This window comes from Ancylobacter sp. TW_SC_1, assembly GCF_056836805.1.
In genome coordinates, this window is sequence record NZ_CM166365.1 from 1,027,403 (window position 1) to 1,044,283 (window position 16,881).

General features: G+C 70.4%; 15 protein-coding genes. 7 read left to right on the forward strand and 8 right to left on the reverse strand.

The window, feature by feature from the left end; all coding sequences use genetic code 11:
- Nucleotides 1–4: 4 nt before the first annotated feature.
- Nucleotides 5–1,192 (reverse strand): homoserine O-acetyltransferase MetX, encoded by a 1,188-nt coding sequence (metX, locus tag AC1PZ7_RS04775; protein WP_482358365.1) that lies wholly within the window; start codon nucleotides 1,190–1,192, stop codon nucleotides 5–7.
- A 241-nt stretch (nucleotides 1,193–1,433) separates the two neighbouring features.
- On the opposite strand from metX, the gene AC1PZ7_RS04780 reads away from it, so the two are divergent.
- Genes AC1PZ7_RS04780 through AC1PZ7_RS04790 form a run of 3 tightly spaced genes read left to right on the forward strand, consistent with a single transcriptional unit; the run spans nucleotide 1,434 to nucleotide 4,469 of the window.
- Nucleotides 1,434–2,339: a chorismate mutase gene (locus AC1PZ7_RS04780; RefSeq protein ID WP_482358366.1), complete on the forward strand. Its 906-nt coding sequence runs from the start codon at nucleotides 1,434–1,436 to the stop codon at nucleotides 2,337–2,339.
- Nucleotides 2,340–2,398: 59 nt separating this feature from the next.
- Nucleotides 2,399–3,544, forward strand: coding sequence for a histidinol-phosphate transaminase (hisC, locus tag AC1PZ7_RS04785; RefSeq protein ID WP_482358367.1), 1,146 nt, complete (start codon nucleotides 2,399–2,401; stop codon nucleotides 3,542–3,544).
- Nucleotides 3,534–4,469, forward strand: a complete 936-nt coding sequence (locus AC1PZ7_RS04790) for a prephenate/arogenate dehydrogenase family protein (RefSeq protein WP_482358368.1) — start codon at nucleotides 3,534–3,536, stop codon at nucleotides 4,467–4,469. Before hisC ends, AC1PZ7_RS04790 begins: the two co-directional genes overlap by 11 nt.
- 25 nt (nucleotides 4,470–4,494) lie before the next feature.
- On the opposite strand, the gene AC1PZ7_RS04795 is transcribed toward AC1PZ7_RS04790, so the two are convergent.
- The 3 genes from AC1PZ7_RS04795 to AC1PZ7_RS04805 form a co-directional block, all read right to left on the reverse strand.
- Entirely contained in the window at nucleotides 4,495–4,869 is a 375-nt protein-coding gene (locus AC1PZ7_RS04795) for a VOC family protein (protein WP_482358369.1), read from the reverse strand.
- Nucleotides 4,870–4,937: 68 nt separating this feature from the next.
- Nucleotides 4,938–5,627 carry a helix-turn-helix transcriptional regulator gene (locus AC1PZ7_RS04800; RefSeq protein WP_482358370.1) on the reverse strand — a complete coding sequence of 230 codons (690 nt, stop codon included), beginning with the start codon at nucleotides 5,625–5,627 and terminating at the stop codon, nucleotides 4,938–4,940.
- A 207-nt stretch (nucleotides 5,628–5,834) separates the two neighbouring features.
- The gene (locus AC1PZ7_RS04805; protein WP_482358371.1) at nucleotides 5,835–7,325 is read right to left on the reverse strand and encodes a CoA-acylating methylmalonate-semialdehyde dehydrogenase; all 1,491 of its coding nucleotides are present in this window, start codon (nucleotides 7,323–7,325) and stop codon (nucleotides 5,835–5,837) included.
- A gap of 116 nt (nucleotides 7,326–7,441) precedes the next feature.
- On the opposite strand from AC1PZ7_RS04805, the gene AC1PZ7_RS04810 reads away from it, so the two are divergent.
- Nucleotides 7,442–8,356, forward strand: coding sequence for a LysR family transcriptional regulator (locus tag AC1PZ7_RS04810; protein WP_482358372.1), 915 nt, complete (start codon nucleotides 7,442–7,444; stop codon nucleotides 8,354–8,356).
- Here the strand turns inward: AC1PZ7_RS04810 and AC1PZ7_RS04815 are convergent.
- The gene (locus tag AC1PZ7_RS04815) at nucleotides 8,353–9,306 is read right to left on the reverse strand and encodes a Bug family tripartite tricarboxylate transporter substrate binding protein (RefSeq protein ID WP_482358373.1); all 954 of its coding nucleotides are present in this window, start codon (nucleotides 9,304–9,306) and stop codon (nucleotides 8,353–8,355) included. The two genes, AC1PZ7_RS04810 and AC1PZ7_RS04815, sit on opposite strands and share 4 nt — an antisense overlap.
- 272 nt (nucleotides 9,307–9,578) lie before the next feature.
- Complete coding sequence (locus AC1PZ7_RS04820) at nucleotides 9,579–10,031, reverse strand: MerR family transcriptional regulator (RefSeq protein WP_482359566.1); 453 nt, start codon at nucleotides 10,029–10,031, stop codon at nucleotides 9,579–9,581.
- Nucleotides 10,032–10,162: 131 nt separating this feature from the next.
- Here AC1PZ7_RS04820 and AC1PZ7_RS04825 point away from each other — a divergent pair, with 131 nt between their 5' ends.
- A complete protein-coding gene (locus tag AC1PZ7_RS04825) occupies nucleotides 10,163–12,460 on the forward strand; it encodes a heavy metal translocating P-type ATPase (RefSeq protein WP_482358374.1) in 2,298 nt (765 codons plus the stop codon).
- 114 nt (nucleotides 12,461–12,574) lie between these two features.
- On the opposite strand, the gene argH is transcribed toward AC1PZ7_RS04825, so the two are convergent.
- Nucleotides 12,575–13,957 (reverse strand): argininosuccinate lyase, encoded by a 1,383-nt coding sequence (gene argH / locus AC1PZ7_RS04830; RefSeq protein WP_482358375.1) that lies wholly within the window; start codon nucleotides 13,955–13,957, stop codon nucleotides 12,575–12,577.
- 24 nt (nucleotides 13,958–13,981) lie between these two features.
- On the opposite strand from argH, the gene tlpA reads away from it, so the two are divergent.
- Both tlpA and AC1PZ7_RS04840 read left to right on the forward strand, forming a co-directional pair.
- Entirely contained in the window at nucleotides 13,982–14,758 is a 777-nt protein-coding gene (gene tlpA / locus AC1PZ7_RS04835; protein ID WP_482358376.1) for a thiol:disulfide interchange protein TlpA, read from the forward strand.
- Between the two features lie 81 nt (nucleotides 14,759–14,839).
- Nucleotides 14,840–15,802 carry a DMT family transporter gene (locus AC1PZ7_RS04840; protein WP_482358377.1) on the forward strand — a complete coding sequence of 321 codons (963 nt, stop codon included), beginning with the start codon at nucleotides 14,840–14,842 and terminating at the stop codon, nucleotides 15,800–15,802.
- 159 nt (nucleotides 15,803–15,961) lie between these two features.
- On the opposite strand, the gene AC1PZ7_RS04845 is transcribed toward AC1PZ7_RS04840, so the two are convergent.
- Complete coding sequence (locus AC1PZ7_RS04845; protein ID WP_482358378.1) at nucleotides 15,962–16,843, reverse strand: 3-hydroxybutyryl-CoA dehydrogenase; 882 nt, start codon at nucleotides 16,841–16,843, stop codon at nucleotides 15,962–15,964.
- Between the last annotated feature and the right edge of the window lie 38 nt (nucleotides 16,844–16,881).

Sequence of the window (16,881 nt, forward strand, 5' to 3'; positions counted from 1 at the left end):
GACATCATTTCACCCCCACGGTACGGGCGGCGGCGTCGATGAAGCCGCGCGTGATGGCGAAGAATTCCGGCTCGTCGAGCAGGAAGGAATCGTGGCCCTTGTCGCTCTCGATCTCGGCGAAGGAAACTGGTGCGCCGGCGGCGTTCAGCGCGTGAACGATGGCGCGCGAATCCGCCGTGGTGAACAGCCAGTCCGAGGTGAAGGAGACCAGGCAGAAGCGCGTCCGGGTGCCCTTGAAGGCATTGGCGAGCACGCCGTCATAGTCCGCCGCGAGGTCGAAATAATCCATGGCGCGGGTGACGTAGAGATAGGAATTGGCGTCGAAACGGTCGACGAACGCCTCGCCCTGGTGGCGCAGATAGCTCTCCACCTGGAAGTCGGCGTCGAAGGAGAAGGTGTGACCGTCGCGGTCCTGCAGCCGCCGGCCGAACTTCCGGTGCAGCGAACTGTCGGACATGTAGGTGATGTGCGCCGCCATGCGCGCGACCGCGAGGCCGCGTCGCGGGCTGGTGCCCTCATTGAGATAGCGCCCGCCGCGCCATTCCGGGTCGGCCATCACCGCCTGGCGGCCGACCTCGTGGAAGGCGATGTTCTGCGCCGAGTGGCGCGCCGCCGTGGCGATCGGCATCGCCGCGAAGACGCGCTCGGGATAGCTTGCCGCCCATTGCAGCACCTGCATGCCGCCCATCGAGCCGCCGACCACGGCGAGCAGCCGCTCGATGCCGAGATGGTCGATCAGCATGGACTGGGCGCGCACCATGTCGCGGATCGTCACGACCGGCAGGTCGAGGCCGTAGGGCTGGCCGGTGGCAGGGTTGGTGGAGGAGGGGCCGGTGGTGCCGAGGCAGCCGCCCAGCACGTTGGAGGCGATGACGAAGAAGCGGTCGGTGTCGACCGGCTTGCCCGGACCCACCAGCGTCTCCCACCAGCCCGGCTTGCCGGTGACGGGGTGCACGTTCGCCGCGTGCTGGTCGCCGGAGAGCGCGTGGCACAGCAGGATCGCGTTGGAACGCGCGGCGTTCAGCGTGCCGTAGGTCTGGTAGGCGATCTGGAACGGCGTGAGCACGCCGCCCGCGTCGAGCGGCAGCGGCTTGTCGGCGCCGAAGCGCGCCACGGCGGAATGCGGATGGTCCGCCTCGCCGCGCGCCGACTCGAACGTCCCGATATCGCGAATGGCTGTGCTGTCAGACATGGGAACCGTCATACCGGACGAAAGGTTCGTTATACCGGACGATCGGATGATCCTACAGCCGCGACTTGTCAATATGGCGGGCGGCAGATTTCGTTTTGCGCCCGGCGCGCGCGGCGCTAGAGCAGGGGCCGTCGGGATCGGAGCGATCTGCGCGGAACATGGCCGGGATCCTCGATCCGCGGCCTTTCCGTGTCGGTCCGGTCATTCCTCCGGGTCGGGAAATGCTCTAGGACATCCCTTGATGGACAAGATCACCAACATGCCGGCGGCGCGGCAAGCCCCGGCCACGCCCCCGGCTGCGGCCGAGCCCGCGACGGACCTCGGCACGCTGCGCGCGGAGATCGACCGCATCGACGCGGCGATGCACGCGCTTTTGATCGAGCGCAGCCAGATCATCGACCGGCTGGTGGCGGTCAAGCGCGCGCAGGGGACGGAAAGCGGCTCGGCCTTCCGCCCCGCCCGCGAGGCCTCGATGATGCGCCAGCTGGTCGACCGGCATCGCGGCATCCTGCCGCTCGACACGGTCGAGGGCATCTGGCGCGTCATCATCTCCACCTTCACCTATGTGCAGGCGCCCTATGCCGTGCATGCCGACCTCGCCTCGGGCGAGGCGGCGATGCGCGACACCTCGCGCTTCCATTTCGGCTTCACCGTGCCGTTCATCGGCCATATGGGGGCGGCCGGCGTGGTCGCCGCGGTGGCGCGCTCGCGCGGCGATCTCGGCATCGTGCCGGCCTTCGCGGCGCCCGGCGCCGGGGCCTGGTGGACCGCGCTGGAGGGCGAGCACGCGCCCAAGATCATCGCCCGCCTGCCCTTCGTCGAGCGTGCCGACCATCCCGCCGGCCTGCCGGTGTTCTGCATCGCCCATCCGGTGACGGACGGCGCGGTGACCGAGGTCGAGACCTGGAGCCTGCACGTCTCCGGCTGGAACGCGCAGGCGGCGCGCGCGCTCGCCCCGCTCGCCGAGGTCATCGCCGTGCCCGATCGCGGGCTCGACGGGGCGGCGCTGCTCGCCTCGATCCCGGTCGGCGGCGCGGCCGATCTCGACACCGTGCTGGCGGCGCTGCGCGCCTCCGGCGCCTCGGTGCGCGCGGCGGCCCTCGTCGGCAGCCATGCGAGCCGCTATACCCACTCGCCGCAGGGTTGATCCCGCCGGCCTTCCGCCGTTCAGCCGCCTCGCGATCCGCCGCCTATCGGAGTTCCGTCATGTCGTCCGCCGTTTCCCGTCCCACCCGTCCCGTCCCGCGCGCCAACGTGCTGGCGATCGAGGCCTATGTGCCGGGCAAGTCGCAGGCGGGCGCGGGCGTGAAGGTGCATAAGCTCTCGGCCAACGAGAACCCGCTCGGCGCCAGCCCGAAGGCGCTCGCCGCCTTCCAGTCGGCGCAGGCGCTGGAGCTCTACCCCGACGGTTCCTCGACCAAGCTGCGCGAGGCCATCGCCTCGACCTACGGGCTCGACCCGGCGCGCATCGTCTGCGGCACCGGCTCGGACGAACTGCTGATGCTGACCGCCGCCGCCTTCGCCGGGCCGGGTGACGAGGTGCTGTATTCGCAGCACGGCTTCCTCGTCTACCGCATCGCCGCGCTGGCGGCGGGCGCGACGCCGGTCGTCGCGCCGGAGAAGGACTATCGCTCCGACGTCGACGCCCTGCTGGCGGCGGTGACGGACAGGACGCGCGTCGTCTTCCTCGCCAACCCGAACAACCCGACCGGCACCTACCTGCCCTTCGACGAGGTGAAGCGCCTGCAGCGCGGCCTGCCGCCGCATGTGCTGCTGGCGCTCGACGCGGCCTATGCCGAATATGTCCGCCGCAACGACTACGAAGCCGGCATCGAGCTGGTCGCCACCTGCCCGAATGTCGTGATGCTGCGCACCTTCTCGAAGATCTACGGCCTGGCGGCGCTGCGCGTGGGCTGGCTCTACGCGCCGGCGGAGGTCGCCGACGCCATCAACCGCATCCGCGGGGCGTTCAACGTCTCGGCGCCGGGCCTCGCCGCCGCCGTCGCGGCGATCGAGGACACCGCGCATGTCGAGACCGCCATCGCCCATAACGAGACCTGGCTGCCCTGGCTCGCGGCCGAGCTGACGGCGCTCGGCCTCACCGTGACGCCGAGCGTGACGAACTTCCTGCTGGTGCATTTCCCCGACGTGCCGGGCCGCACGGCGAAGGACGCCGACGCCTTCCTGACCCAGCGCGGGCTGATCCTGCGCCGGGTGGATTCCTACGGCCTGCCGGGCGCGCTGCGGCTCACCGTCGGCACCGAGGAGGCCAACCGCCTGCTGGTCGACGCGCTGGCCGAGTTCCTCGGCCGGAAGGGCGCGGACAAGAAGGAGCCGGGTCATGGTGCTTGATCCGCCGCTGGCCAGCCCGCTGGTCGGGCGGCTCGCCGTCATCGGCATCGGCCTCATCGGTTCGTCGATCCTGCGCGCCGCCAAGGCACGCGGGCTTGCCGGCACGCTGGTCGCCTATGACGGCGCGGAGGCGGTGCGCGAGCGCTCCCATGCGCTGGGGCTGGCCGATGTCGTCGCCGCGACGCCGGAACAGGGCGTGCACGACGCCGACATCGTCATCCTCTGCGTGCCGGTCGGCGCCATGGGCGCGGTGGCGGAGGCGATCGCCCCGCACCTGAAGCCGGGCGCCATCGTCTCCGATGTAGGTTCGGTGAAGGGGGCGGTGCTGGCGGCGCTGCGCGCGCATCTGCCGGCAAATGTGCACATCGTCCCCGGCCATCCGGTGGCGGGCACGGAATATTCCGGCCCGGATGCCGGCTTCGCCACGCTGTTCAAGAACCGCTGGTCGATCCTCACCCCGCCGGCCGATGCCGATCCCGAGGCGGTGGCGAAGCTGTCCGGGCTATGGGCCGCCATGGGCGCCAATGTCGAGACGATGACGCCCGAGCACCACGACCTGGTGCTGGCCATCACCTCGCATGTGCCGCACCTCATCGCCTACAACATCGTCGGCACGGCGGCGGACCTGGAGGCGGTGACGCAGTCGGAGGTGATCAAGTACTCGGCCGGCGGCTTCCGCGACTTCACCCGCATCGCGGCGTCCGACCCGACCATGTGGCGCGACGTGTTCCTCAACAACCGCGAGGCGGTGATCGAGGTGCTCGGCCGCTTCACCGAGGACCTGATCGCGTTGCAGCGGGCGATCCGCTGGGAACAGGGCGACGTGCTGTTCGACCTGTTCACCCGCACCCGCGCCATCCGCCGCTCGATCATCGAGATCGGCCAGGAAACCGCCGCGCCCGACTTCGGCCGCGAGCGGGAGTGAGGGGCGGGTCTGCCCGCCCCGATTTCTACACCGCCTGATTGCGCGCATAGACCCGCAGCCGATGGCCGTCGGGATCGAGGGCGACGAAGCTGCGGCCGAAGTCGAGATCGGTCGGCCTCAGGGCGATGGCGATGCCTTTGGTCGCCCAGCTTTCATAGGTGGCATCGACGGCCGCGGCGTCGGCCACCTTGAAGCCAATCTCGCCGCCACCGGCACGCAGCTGCGGCGCCGGCTGCACGTCCCTGCGCTGCCACAGGCCGAGCGCAAGGTTCGGCGCGAGCGGAAACAGCGCGAAGTTCGCGCTTTCCTCGATCGGCGCACGCTCCAGCACCTGGCCGTAGAAGCGGGTGCTGGCGGCGGCATCGGCGACATAGAGAAGAATATTGCTGGCGTCGTTCATGGTGTGCCCCATTGGTTGGTCGAGGGGTGCAACCTAACCGTCGCTGCTGCCAGTTTCCGTCAGCATATTTAGGCCTCGCAGCCGTCCCGCGCCTCCCGCCAGCGCTTCATCAGCACCGCGCGGCGCTCCGGGTTGCGGACATCGAGCAGCTCCACGGCGGCGATGCGGTCGGTGCGGAAGCTGCGGAAATCGCCGCGCAGCTCGCACCAGCCGAGCAGCACCCGCACCTGGTCGAAAAAAGCCAGTGCGAACGGCCAGATCACGCGCTGCGTCGGCACGCCATGAGCGTCGCGATAGGCCAGCTCCAGCTTGCGTTCGGTGCGGATCGCCTTGCGCAGCAGCGCGGCGTCGATGCTGTCGGCCGGGATCGGCGCGCCGGGCACCACGAACAGCGAGGCGGCCTCCATCTCTTCGCGCAGGTCGGCCGGCAGCACGGCGCCGATGCGGGCGAGCGCGCTGCGGGCGGCGGCGCTGAGCGGCCCGTCGGTGCGCTCGGCGACCCAGCGCGAGCCGAGCACCAGCGCCTCGATTTCCTCGGGCGTGAACATCAGCGGCGGTAGCAGAAACCCGGGTTTGAGCACATAGCCGACGCCCGGCTCGCCCTCGATGGTGGCGCCCTGCGCCTGCAGGCTCGCAATGTCGCGATACAGCGTGCGCAGGCTCACCCCGATCTCGCCGGCCAGCACCCGGCCGCTGACCGGCTGGCGGTAGCGCCGCAGCGTGTGCAGCAGATCGAGCAGGCGTTCGGAGCGGGACATGCGCGGAGGATAGCAGGGGATGCTGCCGGAAGGTGGCAGTATGATGAGGGGTCCGCCCTGCCCGGCGAAGCCATGGATTGCGCGCCCCGCCCCGGGGCGGACGGCGCCTTCCGGCGCCGGCCCGCGTCTCAGACGAAAATGCCCGGCTCATCGCCGGGCATTCCCATGTCCTTGGCCGGATTCGGTTCCGGCCTTGAGCCTGTCCGCTCAGCCGCTGGTCGGCATGACGAACTGGGCACCCTCGCGGATGCCGGTCGGCCAGCGCGCGGTGGTGGTCTTCATCTTGGTGTAGAAGCCCACGCCCTCCATGCCGTAGACGTTGCGGTCGCCGAACACCGAGCGCTTCCAGCCGCCGAAGGAGTGGAAGGCCACCGGCACCGGGATCGGCACGTTGATGCCGATCATGCCGGCCTTGGCGTCGCGGTCGAAGGCGCGGGCGCTGTCGCCGTCGCGGGTGAAGATGGCGGCGCCATTGCCGTATTCGTGGTCGTTGACCAGCTTCAGCGCCTCGTCATAGCGGTCGACGCGCACCACCGAGAGCACCGGGCCGAAGATCTCTTCCTTGTAGATCTTCATGTCCGGCGTGACCTTGTCGAACAGGCAGCCGCCGATGAAATAGCCGCCCTCATAGCCCTGCAGCTTGAGGTCGCGCCCGTCGACGACGAGCTCCGCCCCCGCCGCGACGCCGGCATCGACATAGCCGCGCACCTTGGCGAGGTGTTCCTTGGTCACCAGCGGGCCCATCTCGCTGTCGCGGTCGAGGCCGGGGCCGACCTTCAGCGCGCGCACCTTCGGCACCAGCTTCTCCATCAGCGCGTCGCCGACGCCGCCGACCGCCACGGCCACCGAGACCGCCATGCAGCGCTCGCCGGCCGAGCCGTAGCCGGCGCCCATCAGTGCGTCGACGGTCTTGTCGAGATCGGCGTCGGGCATCACCACGAGGTGGTTCTTGGCGCCGCACAGCGCCTGCGCCCGCTTACCGTGCGCGGCGGCGGTCTTGTAGACATATTCGCCGATGGCGGTGGAGCCGACGAAGCTGACCGCGGCGACGTCCGGATGGGTGAGGAGGGCGTCGACCGCCTCCTTGTCGCCCTGCACGACGTTGAACACGCCGGCGGGCAAGCCGGCCTCGGCGAGCAGTTCCGCCAGCATCAGCGAGGGCGTCGGGTCCTTCTCGGAGGGCTTGAGCACGAAGGCGTTGCCGCAGGCCAGCGCCACCGGGAACATCCACATCGGCACCATGACCGGGAAGTTGAACGGGGTGATGCCGGCCACCACGCCGACCGGGTGGCGGGCCGAGAACACGTCGACGCCGCGCGCCACCTGCTCGGTGAAGTCGCCGCGCATCAGGTGCGGGATGCCGCAGGCGAACTCGACCACCTCGATGCCGCGGGTGACCTCGCCCTTGGCGTCGTCGAAGGTCTTGCCGTGCTCGCGGGTGATGGCGGCGGCGAGCGCGTCGATGTCGCGCTCCAGCAGCGCCTTGAACTTGAACATGATACGGGCGCGGGTCAGCGGCGGCGTATCGGCCCAGCCGGGGAACGCCTTGGCGGCGGCAGCGACCGCCTCGCCCACCGTGGCGGTGGAGGCGAGCAGCGTCTCGCCCGATTGCGCGCCGGTCGAGGGATCGAAGACCGGCGCGGTGCGCCCTGCCGTGGTGACGACCTTGCCGCCGATGTAGTGACCGATGACCGCCATGGCGATCTCCCCTCTGAGTTTTCCTGTCCTGGTTGTGCTTGTCGAAACTCGTCACTTCAACGACGATGTTTCCGCATCCGTTGTGCGTCCGTGCACAATAAGCTAGGGAATGCGTCATGGACTGGGACCATTTGCGCATCTTTCTCGCCGTCGCCCGGGCCGGGCAGATGCTGGCGGCCGCCCGCCAGCTCGGGCTCGACCACGCCACGGTCGGACGCCGGCTCGGCGCGCTGGAGGCCAGTCTCGGCAGCAAGCTGGTGGAGCGGCGCACCACCGGCAGCGAGCTGACGCCCGCCGGCGAGCGCCTGCTCGCCCATGCCGAGCGCATCGAGACCGAGATGCTGCAGGCGCAGGCGGCGCTGGGCAATGTCGACCTCGCGCTCGCCGGCATGGTGCGCATCGGCGCGCCGGACGGTTTCGGTACCTATTTCCTCGCCCCGCGCCTCGGCCGCCTCGCCGAGGAGCATCCGAGCCTGACGATCCAGCTCGCGCCGCTGCCGCGCAGCTTCTCGCTGCCCAAGCGCGAGGTCGACATCGCGGTGACGCTGCAGCGGCCGGTCGAGGGCCGGCTCATCGCCCGCAAGCTCACCGACTACACGCTCGGCGTCTATGCCTCGCGCGACTATCTCGCCCGCACCGGCCCGATCGAGGAGCTGCGCGACATCGCCGGGCGCCTGCTCGTCACCTATGTGCCCGATCTCGTCTATTCGCCGGCGCTCGACTATTTCGAGGTTTTCCGCGACGTCGAGGCGCGCCGGCTGGAATGCGCCAGCGTGGTCGGCCAGATGGAGGCGGTGCGGGCGGGGAGCGGGGTCGGCATCCTGCACGACTATGCCGCGCTCGGGCATCGCGAGCTGGTCCGGCTGCTGCCCGAGCTGAGCTTCCGCCGGGCCTACTGGCTGGTGGTCCACGCCGACATCCACGATCTCGGGCGTATCCGGGTGGTGGAGGATTTCATCGCCGGCGCGGTGCGGGAGGAGCGCGCCCGCTTCACTCACGAGGCCGGCACGCCGCAGGCGGCGGAGGTCTAGAGCCTGAGTTCGGCCAGCATGGCGCGCACGCGGGCGATCTCGCTGCGCACGAAGCTGCCGAAGGACGGGCCGGCGAGATAGTCGCCGGTCCAGTTGTAGCGGAACAGCGTCGCCTTCCAGGCTCCGCCCGAAACCATCAGGTTGGTCAGCGCGATCAGCCGGTCGAGTTCCCGCGCGGCGACGCCGGGCGGGGCGAAGACGCCGCGCCAGTTGCTCAGCTCGATCGCCATGCCCTGTTCGAGGAAGGTCGGCGCGCTGATGCCCGGCAGGCGCTGCGGCGCGGAGATCGCCAGCGCCCGCAACTGCCCGAGGGCAAGCTGCGCCTGGAGTTCGCCGAGGCCGCGGACGACGCAGGCCTCGTGCCCCTGCAGCACGGCGACGATCGCGTCGCCGCCGCCGGCAAAGGGGCGGTACGACATGCGGTCGGCGCCGATGCCGGCCCGGCGCGCGATCATCGCCGCGAGGAGATGGTCCGCCGTGCCGAGATCGGCGCCGCACAGCTCGACCGACGCCGGTTCGTGATGCAGCCGTGTCACCAGATCGGTGAGCGACTGGATGGGCGAATCCGGCCGCACCGCGCACACCATGTATTCCGTCGTCAGGCGCGCCACGGGCGAGAGGTTGTTCAGATTGACGGGAAGTCCGGCCAGGATGGCGGCGCCGATCATGCTGTAGCCTCCCAGTATCAAGGCATCGCCCCGCCCGGCGAAGTCATCGACAAAGGGGACGAGACCGGCTGCGCCGCTGCGCGGATCATGCGTGAGGGTGGTGGAGACCCGGTTCTCGCCCAGGCACAGCCCGATCGCCTGGCCCAACGCCGAAAGCCCGCTGTTCGCCAGGGTGGGGACAAACAGCGTCAGCGGCGCGGCAGCCGCCTCGGGCTGCGCCCGTGCGACGGACAGCCCCAGGCCGCTCGCGGCGAGTCCGGCGATGAAGCGGCGGCGATGCATGAGTATGGCGCGGCTGACCTTGAGCAGTTTGCCACGAAGATAGTTCTAATCTTGACATAGTTCGTCGGACGGTCGGACGAAAGTGACGAAGCGGAAATCGGACCGCTTCGTCGGAGCGTGTTACCGCCAGGACACGCTATCCGTGCATTGATGGGTAATAAAATACCATATTCAATAAATGAAACTGGCGCGTCACCCCGGCGCAATCCCTCTCCCGGTCCGGGCGAGCCAGGGTGGCGGGCCGGGGTGGCGACCCGGCGCAGGAGCGCGCGCTAGGGTTGCCCGGTCGCGACGGGGCCGGCCGCGCCGTCATGGTGCCGGCACTCGTCATGGTCGGCGAGGATCTCGATCACCCGGCAGGTGGCGACATGGCCGTGCGAGCAGCCCTCGACCATGCGCTGCAGCTCGGCGCGCAGCGCGGTGAGGCTGGCGATGCGGCGGTCGACGGCGACGAGGTGGTCGCGGGCGAGGGCGTCGGCGGCGGCGCAGGACTGGTCCGGATCGTCCTGCAGTCGCAGCAGGGTGCGGATCGCCTCGATCTCGAAGCCGAGTTCGCGGGCGTGGCGGATGAAGGCCAGCCGGCGCATGTCGGCCGCGCCATAGGAGCGCCGCCCGCCCTCGGTCCGGGGCGGCGGCGGCAGCAGGCCGATCTCCTCGTAATAGCGGATGGTCGGCACCTTCACGCCGCTCTCGCGCGCGACCTCACCGATCGTGAACGGGCCGATCGTAATCGGGTCGCGGTTGGACAGGCCGGCGGCGGACGATTCCCGGGTCATTTCGCGCTTGCTCCTCTAGTCGCTAGAGGAACTAGGCTCGCACCGACGCTGAGGCAAGTGCAGGCGCAGGAGAGACCATCATGCCGGCCGTGAAGACCCGCTACCGCATCGACGGAATGGACTGCGCCTCCTGTGCCACGAAGATCGACACCGCCGTGCGCCGGGTGCAGGGCGTGGCGCAGGTGTCGGTCTCGGTGACGGCCGGGACGATGACGGTGGAGCATGACGGCGCCGACCTGCTGGTGCTGGAGAAGCGCGTTTCCGGCCTCGGCTACGGCATCGTCCCGCTGGCGGCCGCGGCGAAGGCGCCGCCGCCCGCGCCGGTCCCTCACCATGACGCGGGTCACGCCCACGATCACGGATCGTGCTGCGGCCATGCTCATCCGCACGACCACGACCACGACCACGACCACGACCACGACCATGACCACGGCCACAGCCATGGCGGCACGGATCGCGTGCCCGCGCCGGCGAAAGAGCGTGCGGTCGGGCACGACCATGCGCAGTTGCCGGGCGACGGGCCATGGTGGACGAGCGGCAAGGCGCGGCTGGCGCTGGTCTGCGGCGCGGCGCTGGTGGCGGCCTATGCGCTCGGCCATTTCTTCCCCGTGCTCGATCCGTGGATCTTCATCGCCGCGCTGTCGATCGGCCTCGTGCCGATCGCCCGGCGCGCGCTCATGGCGGCGCTCTCCGGCACGCCCTTCTCCATCGAGACGCTGATGACCATCGCCGCCGTCGGCGCGGTGATCATCGGCGCGTCGGAGGAAGCGGCGGCGGTGGTGTTCCTGTTCCTCGTCGGCGAAGTGCTGGAAGGCGTCGCCGCCGGGCGGGCGCGCGATTCCATCCGCTCGCTCACCGCCCTGGTGCCGAAGACGGCACGGCTGGTCGCGGCGGGCGGCACGCGCGAGGTGCCGGCCGAGAGCCTCGCCATCGGCGACGTCATCCTCGTGCGTCCCGGCGAGCGCATCCCCGCCGATGGCGAGGTGCTGGAGGGCGCCGGCTCGGTGAACGAGGCGCCGGTGACCGGCGAGAGCGTGCCGGTCGGCAAGGAGAAGGGCGATACGGTCTTCGCCGGCACGGTGAACGGCGAGGCCGCGCTCACCATCCGCGCCACCACGGAGCCGTCCGACAACACCATCGCCCGCGTCGTCCGGCTGGTCGAGGAGGCGCAGGAGAGCAAGGCGCCGACCGAGCGCTTCATCGACCGTTTCGCGCGCTGGTACACGCCGCTTGTCGTCGTGCTGGCGGCGCTGGTGGCGGTGGTGCCGCCGCTCGTCTTCGGCGCGGGGTGGGACGAGTGGATCTACAAGGGCCTCGCTTTGCTGCTCATCGGCTGCCCCTGCGCGCTTGTCATCTCGACCCCGGCGGCGATCGCGGCGGGGCTCGCCTCCGGCGCGCGGCGCGGCCTGCTGATCAAGGGCGGCGCGGTGCTGGAGGTGCTGCGCACCATCACCGCCGTCGCCTTCGACAAGACCGGCACGCTGACCGAGGGCAAGCCGACGGTGACCGACATCGTGGCCTTCGACGGCGACGAGGCCGCGCTGCTGCGCCGGGCCGCGGCGCTGGAAGCGGGCTCCACCCATCCGCTCGCCGCGGCCATCCTCGACGCGGCGGGCGCGCGCGGGATCGCCGTGCCGGCGGTCGCCGAGGCCGGCGCGCTGGGCGGCGAGGGGGTGAGCGGCACGGTGGAGGGCGCGGCGCTGTTTCTCGGCTCGCCCAAGGCGGCGGCCGCGCGCGTGCCCCTCGCCGACGAACAGACGGCCGCCATCCACGCGCTCAACGACGCCGGCAAGACGGTGGCGGTGCTGCTGGCGGATGGTCGGGCGCAGGGCGTGATCGCCATGCGCGACGAGCCGCGCGCTGACGCGGCGGCGGGCCTGGCGGCGCTGAACGCGGCGGGCATCCGCACGCTGATGCTGACCGGCGACAATGAGCGCACGGCGAAAGCCGTCGGCGGCGATCTCGGCATCGCGGTGCGGGCCGGGCTGATGCCGGCCGACAAGCAGCGCATCATCGGCGACCTGCAGCGCGAGGGGCTGAAGGTGGCCAAGGTCGGCGACGGCATCAACGACGCGCCGGCGCTGGCGGCGGCCGATGTCGGCATCGCCATGGGCGGCGGCACCGACGTCGCGCTGGAGACGGCGGACGCCGCCGTGCTGCACGGGCGGGTGGCCGACGTGGCGGCGATGATCGGGCTGTCGCGCGCCACCATGCGCAACATCCACCAGAACATCACCCTGGCGCTGGGACTGAAGGCGGTGTTCCTCGTCACCACCATTGCCGGCATCACCGGCCTGTGGCCGGCCATCCTCGCCGATACCGGCGCCACCGTGCTGGTGACGGCCAACGCGCTGCGGCTGCTGGGGCGGCGGGGCTGACGTCGCCGTAACCTGTCATCCCGGACGGCCGCAGGCCGATCCGGGAGCGCTTTCCGCTCCAGAATGGCGCGCGATCCCGGCTCTCGCGATGCGCGGCCGGGATGCCGGTCCGGCCTATTTCGCCAGCTGCTTCAGCCAGCGCTTGGCCTGGGCGCGGACGTTCTTCGGGGCGGTGCCGCCATAGGAAACGCGGCTCGCCACCGACTTCGCCACCGAGAGCACGCCGAACACCTCCTTGGTGATGCGCGGCTCGACCGCCTGCATCTCGTCGAGGCTGAGCTTGTGCAGCGGCGCATCCTTGGCGGAGGCCAGCGCGACGATGCGGCCGGTGACGTGGTGCGCCTCGCGGAAGGGCAGGCCGAGCACGCGCACCAGCCAGTCGGCCAGATCGGTGGCGGTGGAATAGCCGCCGCCGGCGGCGTCCTTCATGCGCTTCTCGTTCGGCACCATGTCGCGCACCATGCCGCTCGTGGCCGCGATCATCAGCGAGAGGGTGGAGAGCGCGTCGAAGGCGCCTTCCTTGTCCTCCTGCATGTCCTTGGCATAGGCGAGCGCCAGGCCCTTCATCACCATGAGCAGGCCCGCGAAGGCGCCGGCGATGCGGCCGATCTTGGCGCGCACCAGCTCGGCGGCGTCCGGGTTGCGCTTCTGCGGCATGATCGAGGAGCCGGTGGTGAAGCGGTCGGAGAGCTTGAGCAGGCCGGTCAGCGGCGAGGTCCAGATCACGATCTCCTCGGCGAAGCGGGAGAGGTGCATGGCGCAGATCGAGGCGGAGGCCAGCGTCTCCAGCACGAAGTCGCGATCCGAGACCGAATCGAGCGAGTTCGCCGTCGGCCGGTCGAAGCCGAGGCTGCTGGCGGTGGCGAAGCGGTCGATCGGGAACGAGGTGCCGGCCAGCGCGGCGGCGCCGAGCGGGCACTCGTTGAGCCGCGCGCGGGCATCCTTGAAGCGGCTGCGGTCGCGCCCGAGCATCTCGACATAGGCCAGCAGATGGTGGCCGAAGGTCACGGGCTGCGCGGTCTGCAGATGGGTGAATCCGGGCATCACCGTGCCGGAATGGATGAGCGCCTTCTCGACCAGCGCCTGCTGGAGATCCTTGAGCTGGGCGTCGAGCGTGTCGATGGTGTCGCGCACATAGAGCCGGAAGTCGGTCGCCACCTGGTCGTTGCGCGAGCGCGCGGTGTGCAGCCGCCCGGCTGCCGGGCCGAGCAGCGTGGCGAGGCGCGATTCCACGTTCATGTGGATGTCCTCCAGCGCGCGCTGGAAGGTGAAGTCGCCCTTCTCGATCTCTGACAGGATCGTGTCTAGACCGGCGACGATCTTTTCGGCATCAGCCTTGTCGATGATCCCCTGGGCCGCCAGCATCGAGGCATGTGCCTTCGACCCCGCAATGTCCTGCGCATACAGGCGCTGGTCGAAACCGATGGAGGCGTTTATCTCCTCCATGATCGCATCGGGACCGGTCTCGAAACGGCCGCCCCACATCTTGTTGCTCATGCTGACTGATCTCCGAGGACGGCCATGACCGAACGACCTGAGGACGCGACGGGACCCGAGAACGAGGGTCCGCTGCGCCCCAAGGGGCGGTTCGCCCTCATCGTGGCGGCCGCGATCCTTCTGGGCGCCATCGCCGGGCTGGCAGGCGTATACGGGATCGGGGGCGGGGCGCGCAACGCCGTTGCGACGGTGCCGCTCGCGCCGGCGGCCGATACGGCCTCGCCGCCGCTCGCCGCCGAGGCCGCCTGCCAGGCGGCGAGCGACATCGGCCGGCGGCTCGCGACCCTTGCCACCGGCGAACTCGCCGCCTTCGCCCCCACCGAGAAGCCGACCCGCATTCCCGACCTCGCCCTGATCGGGCCGGATGGCCAGCCGACGACGCTCGCGCAGGTCGGCGGCGACGGGCTCAAGCTGGTCAACATCTGGGCCACCTGGTGCGTGCCCTGCCGCAAGGAGATGCCGGCGCTGGATGAACTGCAGGCGATGCTCGGCACCCGGGGCGGCGCGGGCAAGCCCGGCTTCGAGGTGGTGACGGTGAACATCGACACGCGCGATCCGGCCAAGCCGAAGACCTTCTTCGAGGAGACCGGCATCAAGAACCTCGTGCTCTACACCGACCCCAAGGCGCAGGCCTTCCAGGATCTGCGCGTGGTCGGGCGCGGCTTCGGCCTGCCGACCACCATGCTGATCGACGCGCAGGGCTGCGAGATCGGCCACATCGCCGGGCCGGCGGAATGGGCGAGCGCGGACGCGCAGGCGCTGGTGAAGGCGGCGCTGGCCGAGGCGGCGGCGGGGCCATAGCGGGCGCCGCCCGGCGGAAACGGGTGGCGCCCGGCCGCGCGAGGGACTAAAAGGCCGCTCCACGCGTCGCAGGAGCCTTCCATGTCCGCCTCGGAGCCCGTCGCCCGCACCGGGCTCGCCACCTCCGTCGCCGGCCCGCTGCCGATGGCCGCCGCCGACTGGGGCGCGCTGGTGCTCCTCGCGCTGATCTGGGGCGGCTCGTTCTTCTTCGGCAAGGTGGCGGTGCAGGAAGTGCCGCCGCTCACCATGGTGCTGACCCGCGTCGCCATCGGCGCGCTGGCGCTGTTCGTCATCGCCCGCGCGCGCGGCATCCACATGCCGCTGAACCGCGGCCTCGTCGGCGAGTTCGTGGTGCTGGCGATCATCGCCAACATCATCCCGTTCGGGCTCATCGCCTGGTCGCAGCAGCACATTCCGAGCGGGCTGTCCTCCATCCTCAACGCCGCGACGCCGCTCTTCACCGTGCTGGTGGCGCAGGCCTTCACCCATGACGAGAAGTTCACCGCCGGCAAGCTGGTCGGGGTGGTGCTCGGCTTCACCGGCGTGGCGCTGATGATGGGGCCGGCGCTGCTCGGCCAGCTCGGCGGACACCATCTGCCGGCGCAGCTCGCGGCCATCGGCGCGACGGTGTCCTACGGCTTCGCCAGCGTCTATGGCCGGCGCTTCCGCCATCTGCCGCCGCTCGGCGTCGCCATGGCGCAGCTCGCCACCTCCAGCGTGCTGCTGCTGCCCGCCGTGCTGCTGATCGACCGGCCCTGGCTCCTGCCGGTGCCCTCGCTGCCGGTGTTCGGCGCGCTGGCGGGCCTCGGCGTGCTCTCCACCGGCATCGCCTATATCCTGTATTTCCGCATTCTGGCGCGCAACGGGGCGACCAACATCTCGCTCGTCACCTTCCTCGTGCCGGTCAGCGCCATCCTGCTCGGCGCGCTGATCCTCGGCGAGGCGCTGGAGCCGCGCGAATTCCTCGGCTTCGCCATCATCGCGCTGGGCCTGGCGGCGATCGACGGGCGGCCGGCGCGGTGGGTGCGGGGGAAGATGGGGTAGGGGACGCGCTTCCCGCCGTCATCGCGGCCGCGCGCCGGGAGAGCCGGGAGCGCTCTCCATTGTCCGGCGATCCCGGATCGGCCTGCGGCCGTCCGGGATGACGGGAGCCGAATGCTACGCTGCGGCCGGAATGACCGGCCGTGTCGGCGTGCCCCGCCTCTATCTTGTCGGCACCGGCTTCTCGCCGCGGTAGTCGTAGAAGCCGCGCTGGGTCTTGCGGCCGAGCCAGCCGGCCTCGACATATTTCACCAGCAGCGGGCAGGGCCGGTACTTGCTGTCGGCCAGCCCCTCATGCAGCACCTGCATGATCGACAGGCAGGTGTCGAGGCCGATGAAGTCGGCGAGCTGCAGCGGGCCCATCGGGTGGTTGGCGCCCAGCCGCATGGCGGTGTCGATGGCGTCCACCGAGCCGACGCCCTCATAGAGCGTGTAGATCGCCTCGTTGATCATCGGCAGCAGGATGCGGTTGACCATGAAGGCGGGGAAATCCTCCGCCACCGCATAGGTCTTGCCCAGCCGGGTGATGAAGGCCTTGGACAGCTCGAAGGTCTCGTCCTCGGTGGCGATGCCGCGCACCAGCTCGACCAGCTGCATCAGCGGCACCGGATTCATGAAGTGAATGCCGATGAAGCGTTCCGGCCGGTCGGTCGAGGCGGCCAGCCGGGTGATCGAGATCGAGGAGGTGTTGGTGGCGAGAATCGCCTCCGGCTTCAGGAACGGGCAGATGGAGGAGAAGATCTTGCGCTTGACCTCCTCCTTCTCGACCGCCGCCTCGACGACGAGGTCGACATCGGCGAGGTCGGAAGTCTGGTCGGTGCCGTGAATGCGGGCGAGCGCGGCCTTCTTCTCGTCCTCGCCATAGAGGCCCTTGGCCGCCTGCCGGGACATGTTGCCGTTGATCGTGGCGAGGCTGGACTTGATGCGGTCGGCCTGCAGGTCGTTCAGCACCACGTCGTAGCCGGCAAGGGCGCACACATGCGCGATGCCGTTACCCATCTGGCCGGCACCGATAATGCCGACACGCTTGATCTCGAAAGCCATCGCTACGTCCGTTCTGCCCCACGCTGACGGCGGCAGTA

What these genes read in the sequence shown, in the direction of transcription:
- metX (WP_482358365.1), bottom strand. Translation starts at nt 1,192, where the DNA reads ATGTCTGACAGCACAGCCATTCGCGATATCGGGACGTTCGAGTCGGCG.
- AC1PZ7_RS04780 (WP_482358366.1), top strand. Translation starts at nt 1,434, where the DNA reads ATGGACAAGATCACCAACATGCCGGCGGCGCGGCAAGCCCCGGCCACG.
- hisC (WP_482358367.1), top strand. Translation starts at nt 2,399, where the DNA reads ATGTCGTCCGCCGTTTCCCGTCCCACCCGTCCCGTCCCGCGCGCCAAC.
- AC1PZ7_RS04790 (WP_482358368.1), top strand. Translation starts at nt 3,534, where the DNA reads ATGGTGCTTGATCCGCCGCTGGCCAGCCCGCTGGTCGGGCGGCTCGCC.
- AC1PZ7_RS04795 (WP_482358369.1), bottom strand. Translation starts at nt 4,869, where the DNA reads ATGAACGACGCCAGCAATATTCTTCTCTATGTCGCCGATGCCGCCGCC.
- AC1PZ7_RS04800 (WP_482358370.1), bottom strand. Translation starts at nt 5,627, where the DNA reads ATGTCCCGCTCCGAACGCCTGCTCGATCTGCTGCACACGCTGCGGCGC.
- AC1PZ7_RS04805 (WP_482358371.1), bottom strand. Translation starts at nt 7,325, where the DNA reads ATGGCGGTCATCGGTCACTACATCGGCGGCAAGGTCGTCACCACGGCA.
- AC1PZ7_RS04810 (WP_482358372.1), top strand. Translation starts at nt 7,442, where the DNA reads ATGGACTGGGACCATTTGCGCATCTTTCTCGCCGTCGCCCGGGCCGGG.
- AC1PZ7_RS04815 (WP_482358373.1), bottom strand. Translation starts at nt 9,306, where the DNA reads ATGCATCGCCGCCGCTTCATCGCCGGACTCGCCGCGAGCGGCCTGGGG.
- AC1PZ7_RS04825 (WP_482358374.1), top strand. Translation starts at nt 10,163, where the DNA reads ATGCCGGCCGTGAAGACCCGCTACCGCATCGACGGAATGGACTGCGCC.
- argH (WP_482358375.1), bottom strand. Translation starts at nt 13,957, where the DNA reads ATGAGCAACAAGATGTGGGGCGGCCGTTTCGAGACCGGTCCCGATGCG.
- tlpA (WP_482358376.1), top strand. Translation starts at nt 13,982, where the DNA reads ATGACCGAACGACCTGAGGACGCGACGGGACCCGAGAACGAGGGTCCG.
- AC1PZ7_RS04840 (WP_482358377.1), top strand. Translation starts at nt 14,840, where the DNA reads ATGTCCGCCTCGGAGCCCGTCGCCCGCACCGGGCTCGCCACCTCCGTC.
- AC1PZ7_RS04845 (WP_482358378.1), bottom strand. Translation starts at nt 16,843, where the DNA reads ATGGCTTTCGAGATCAAGCGTGTCGGCATTATCGGTGCCGGCCAGATG.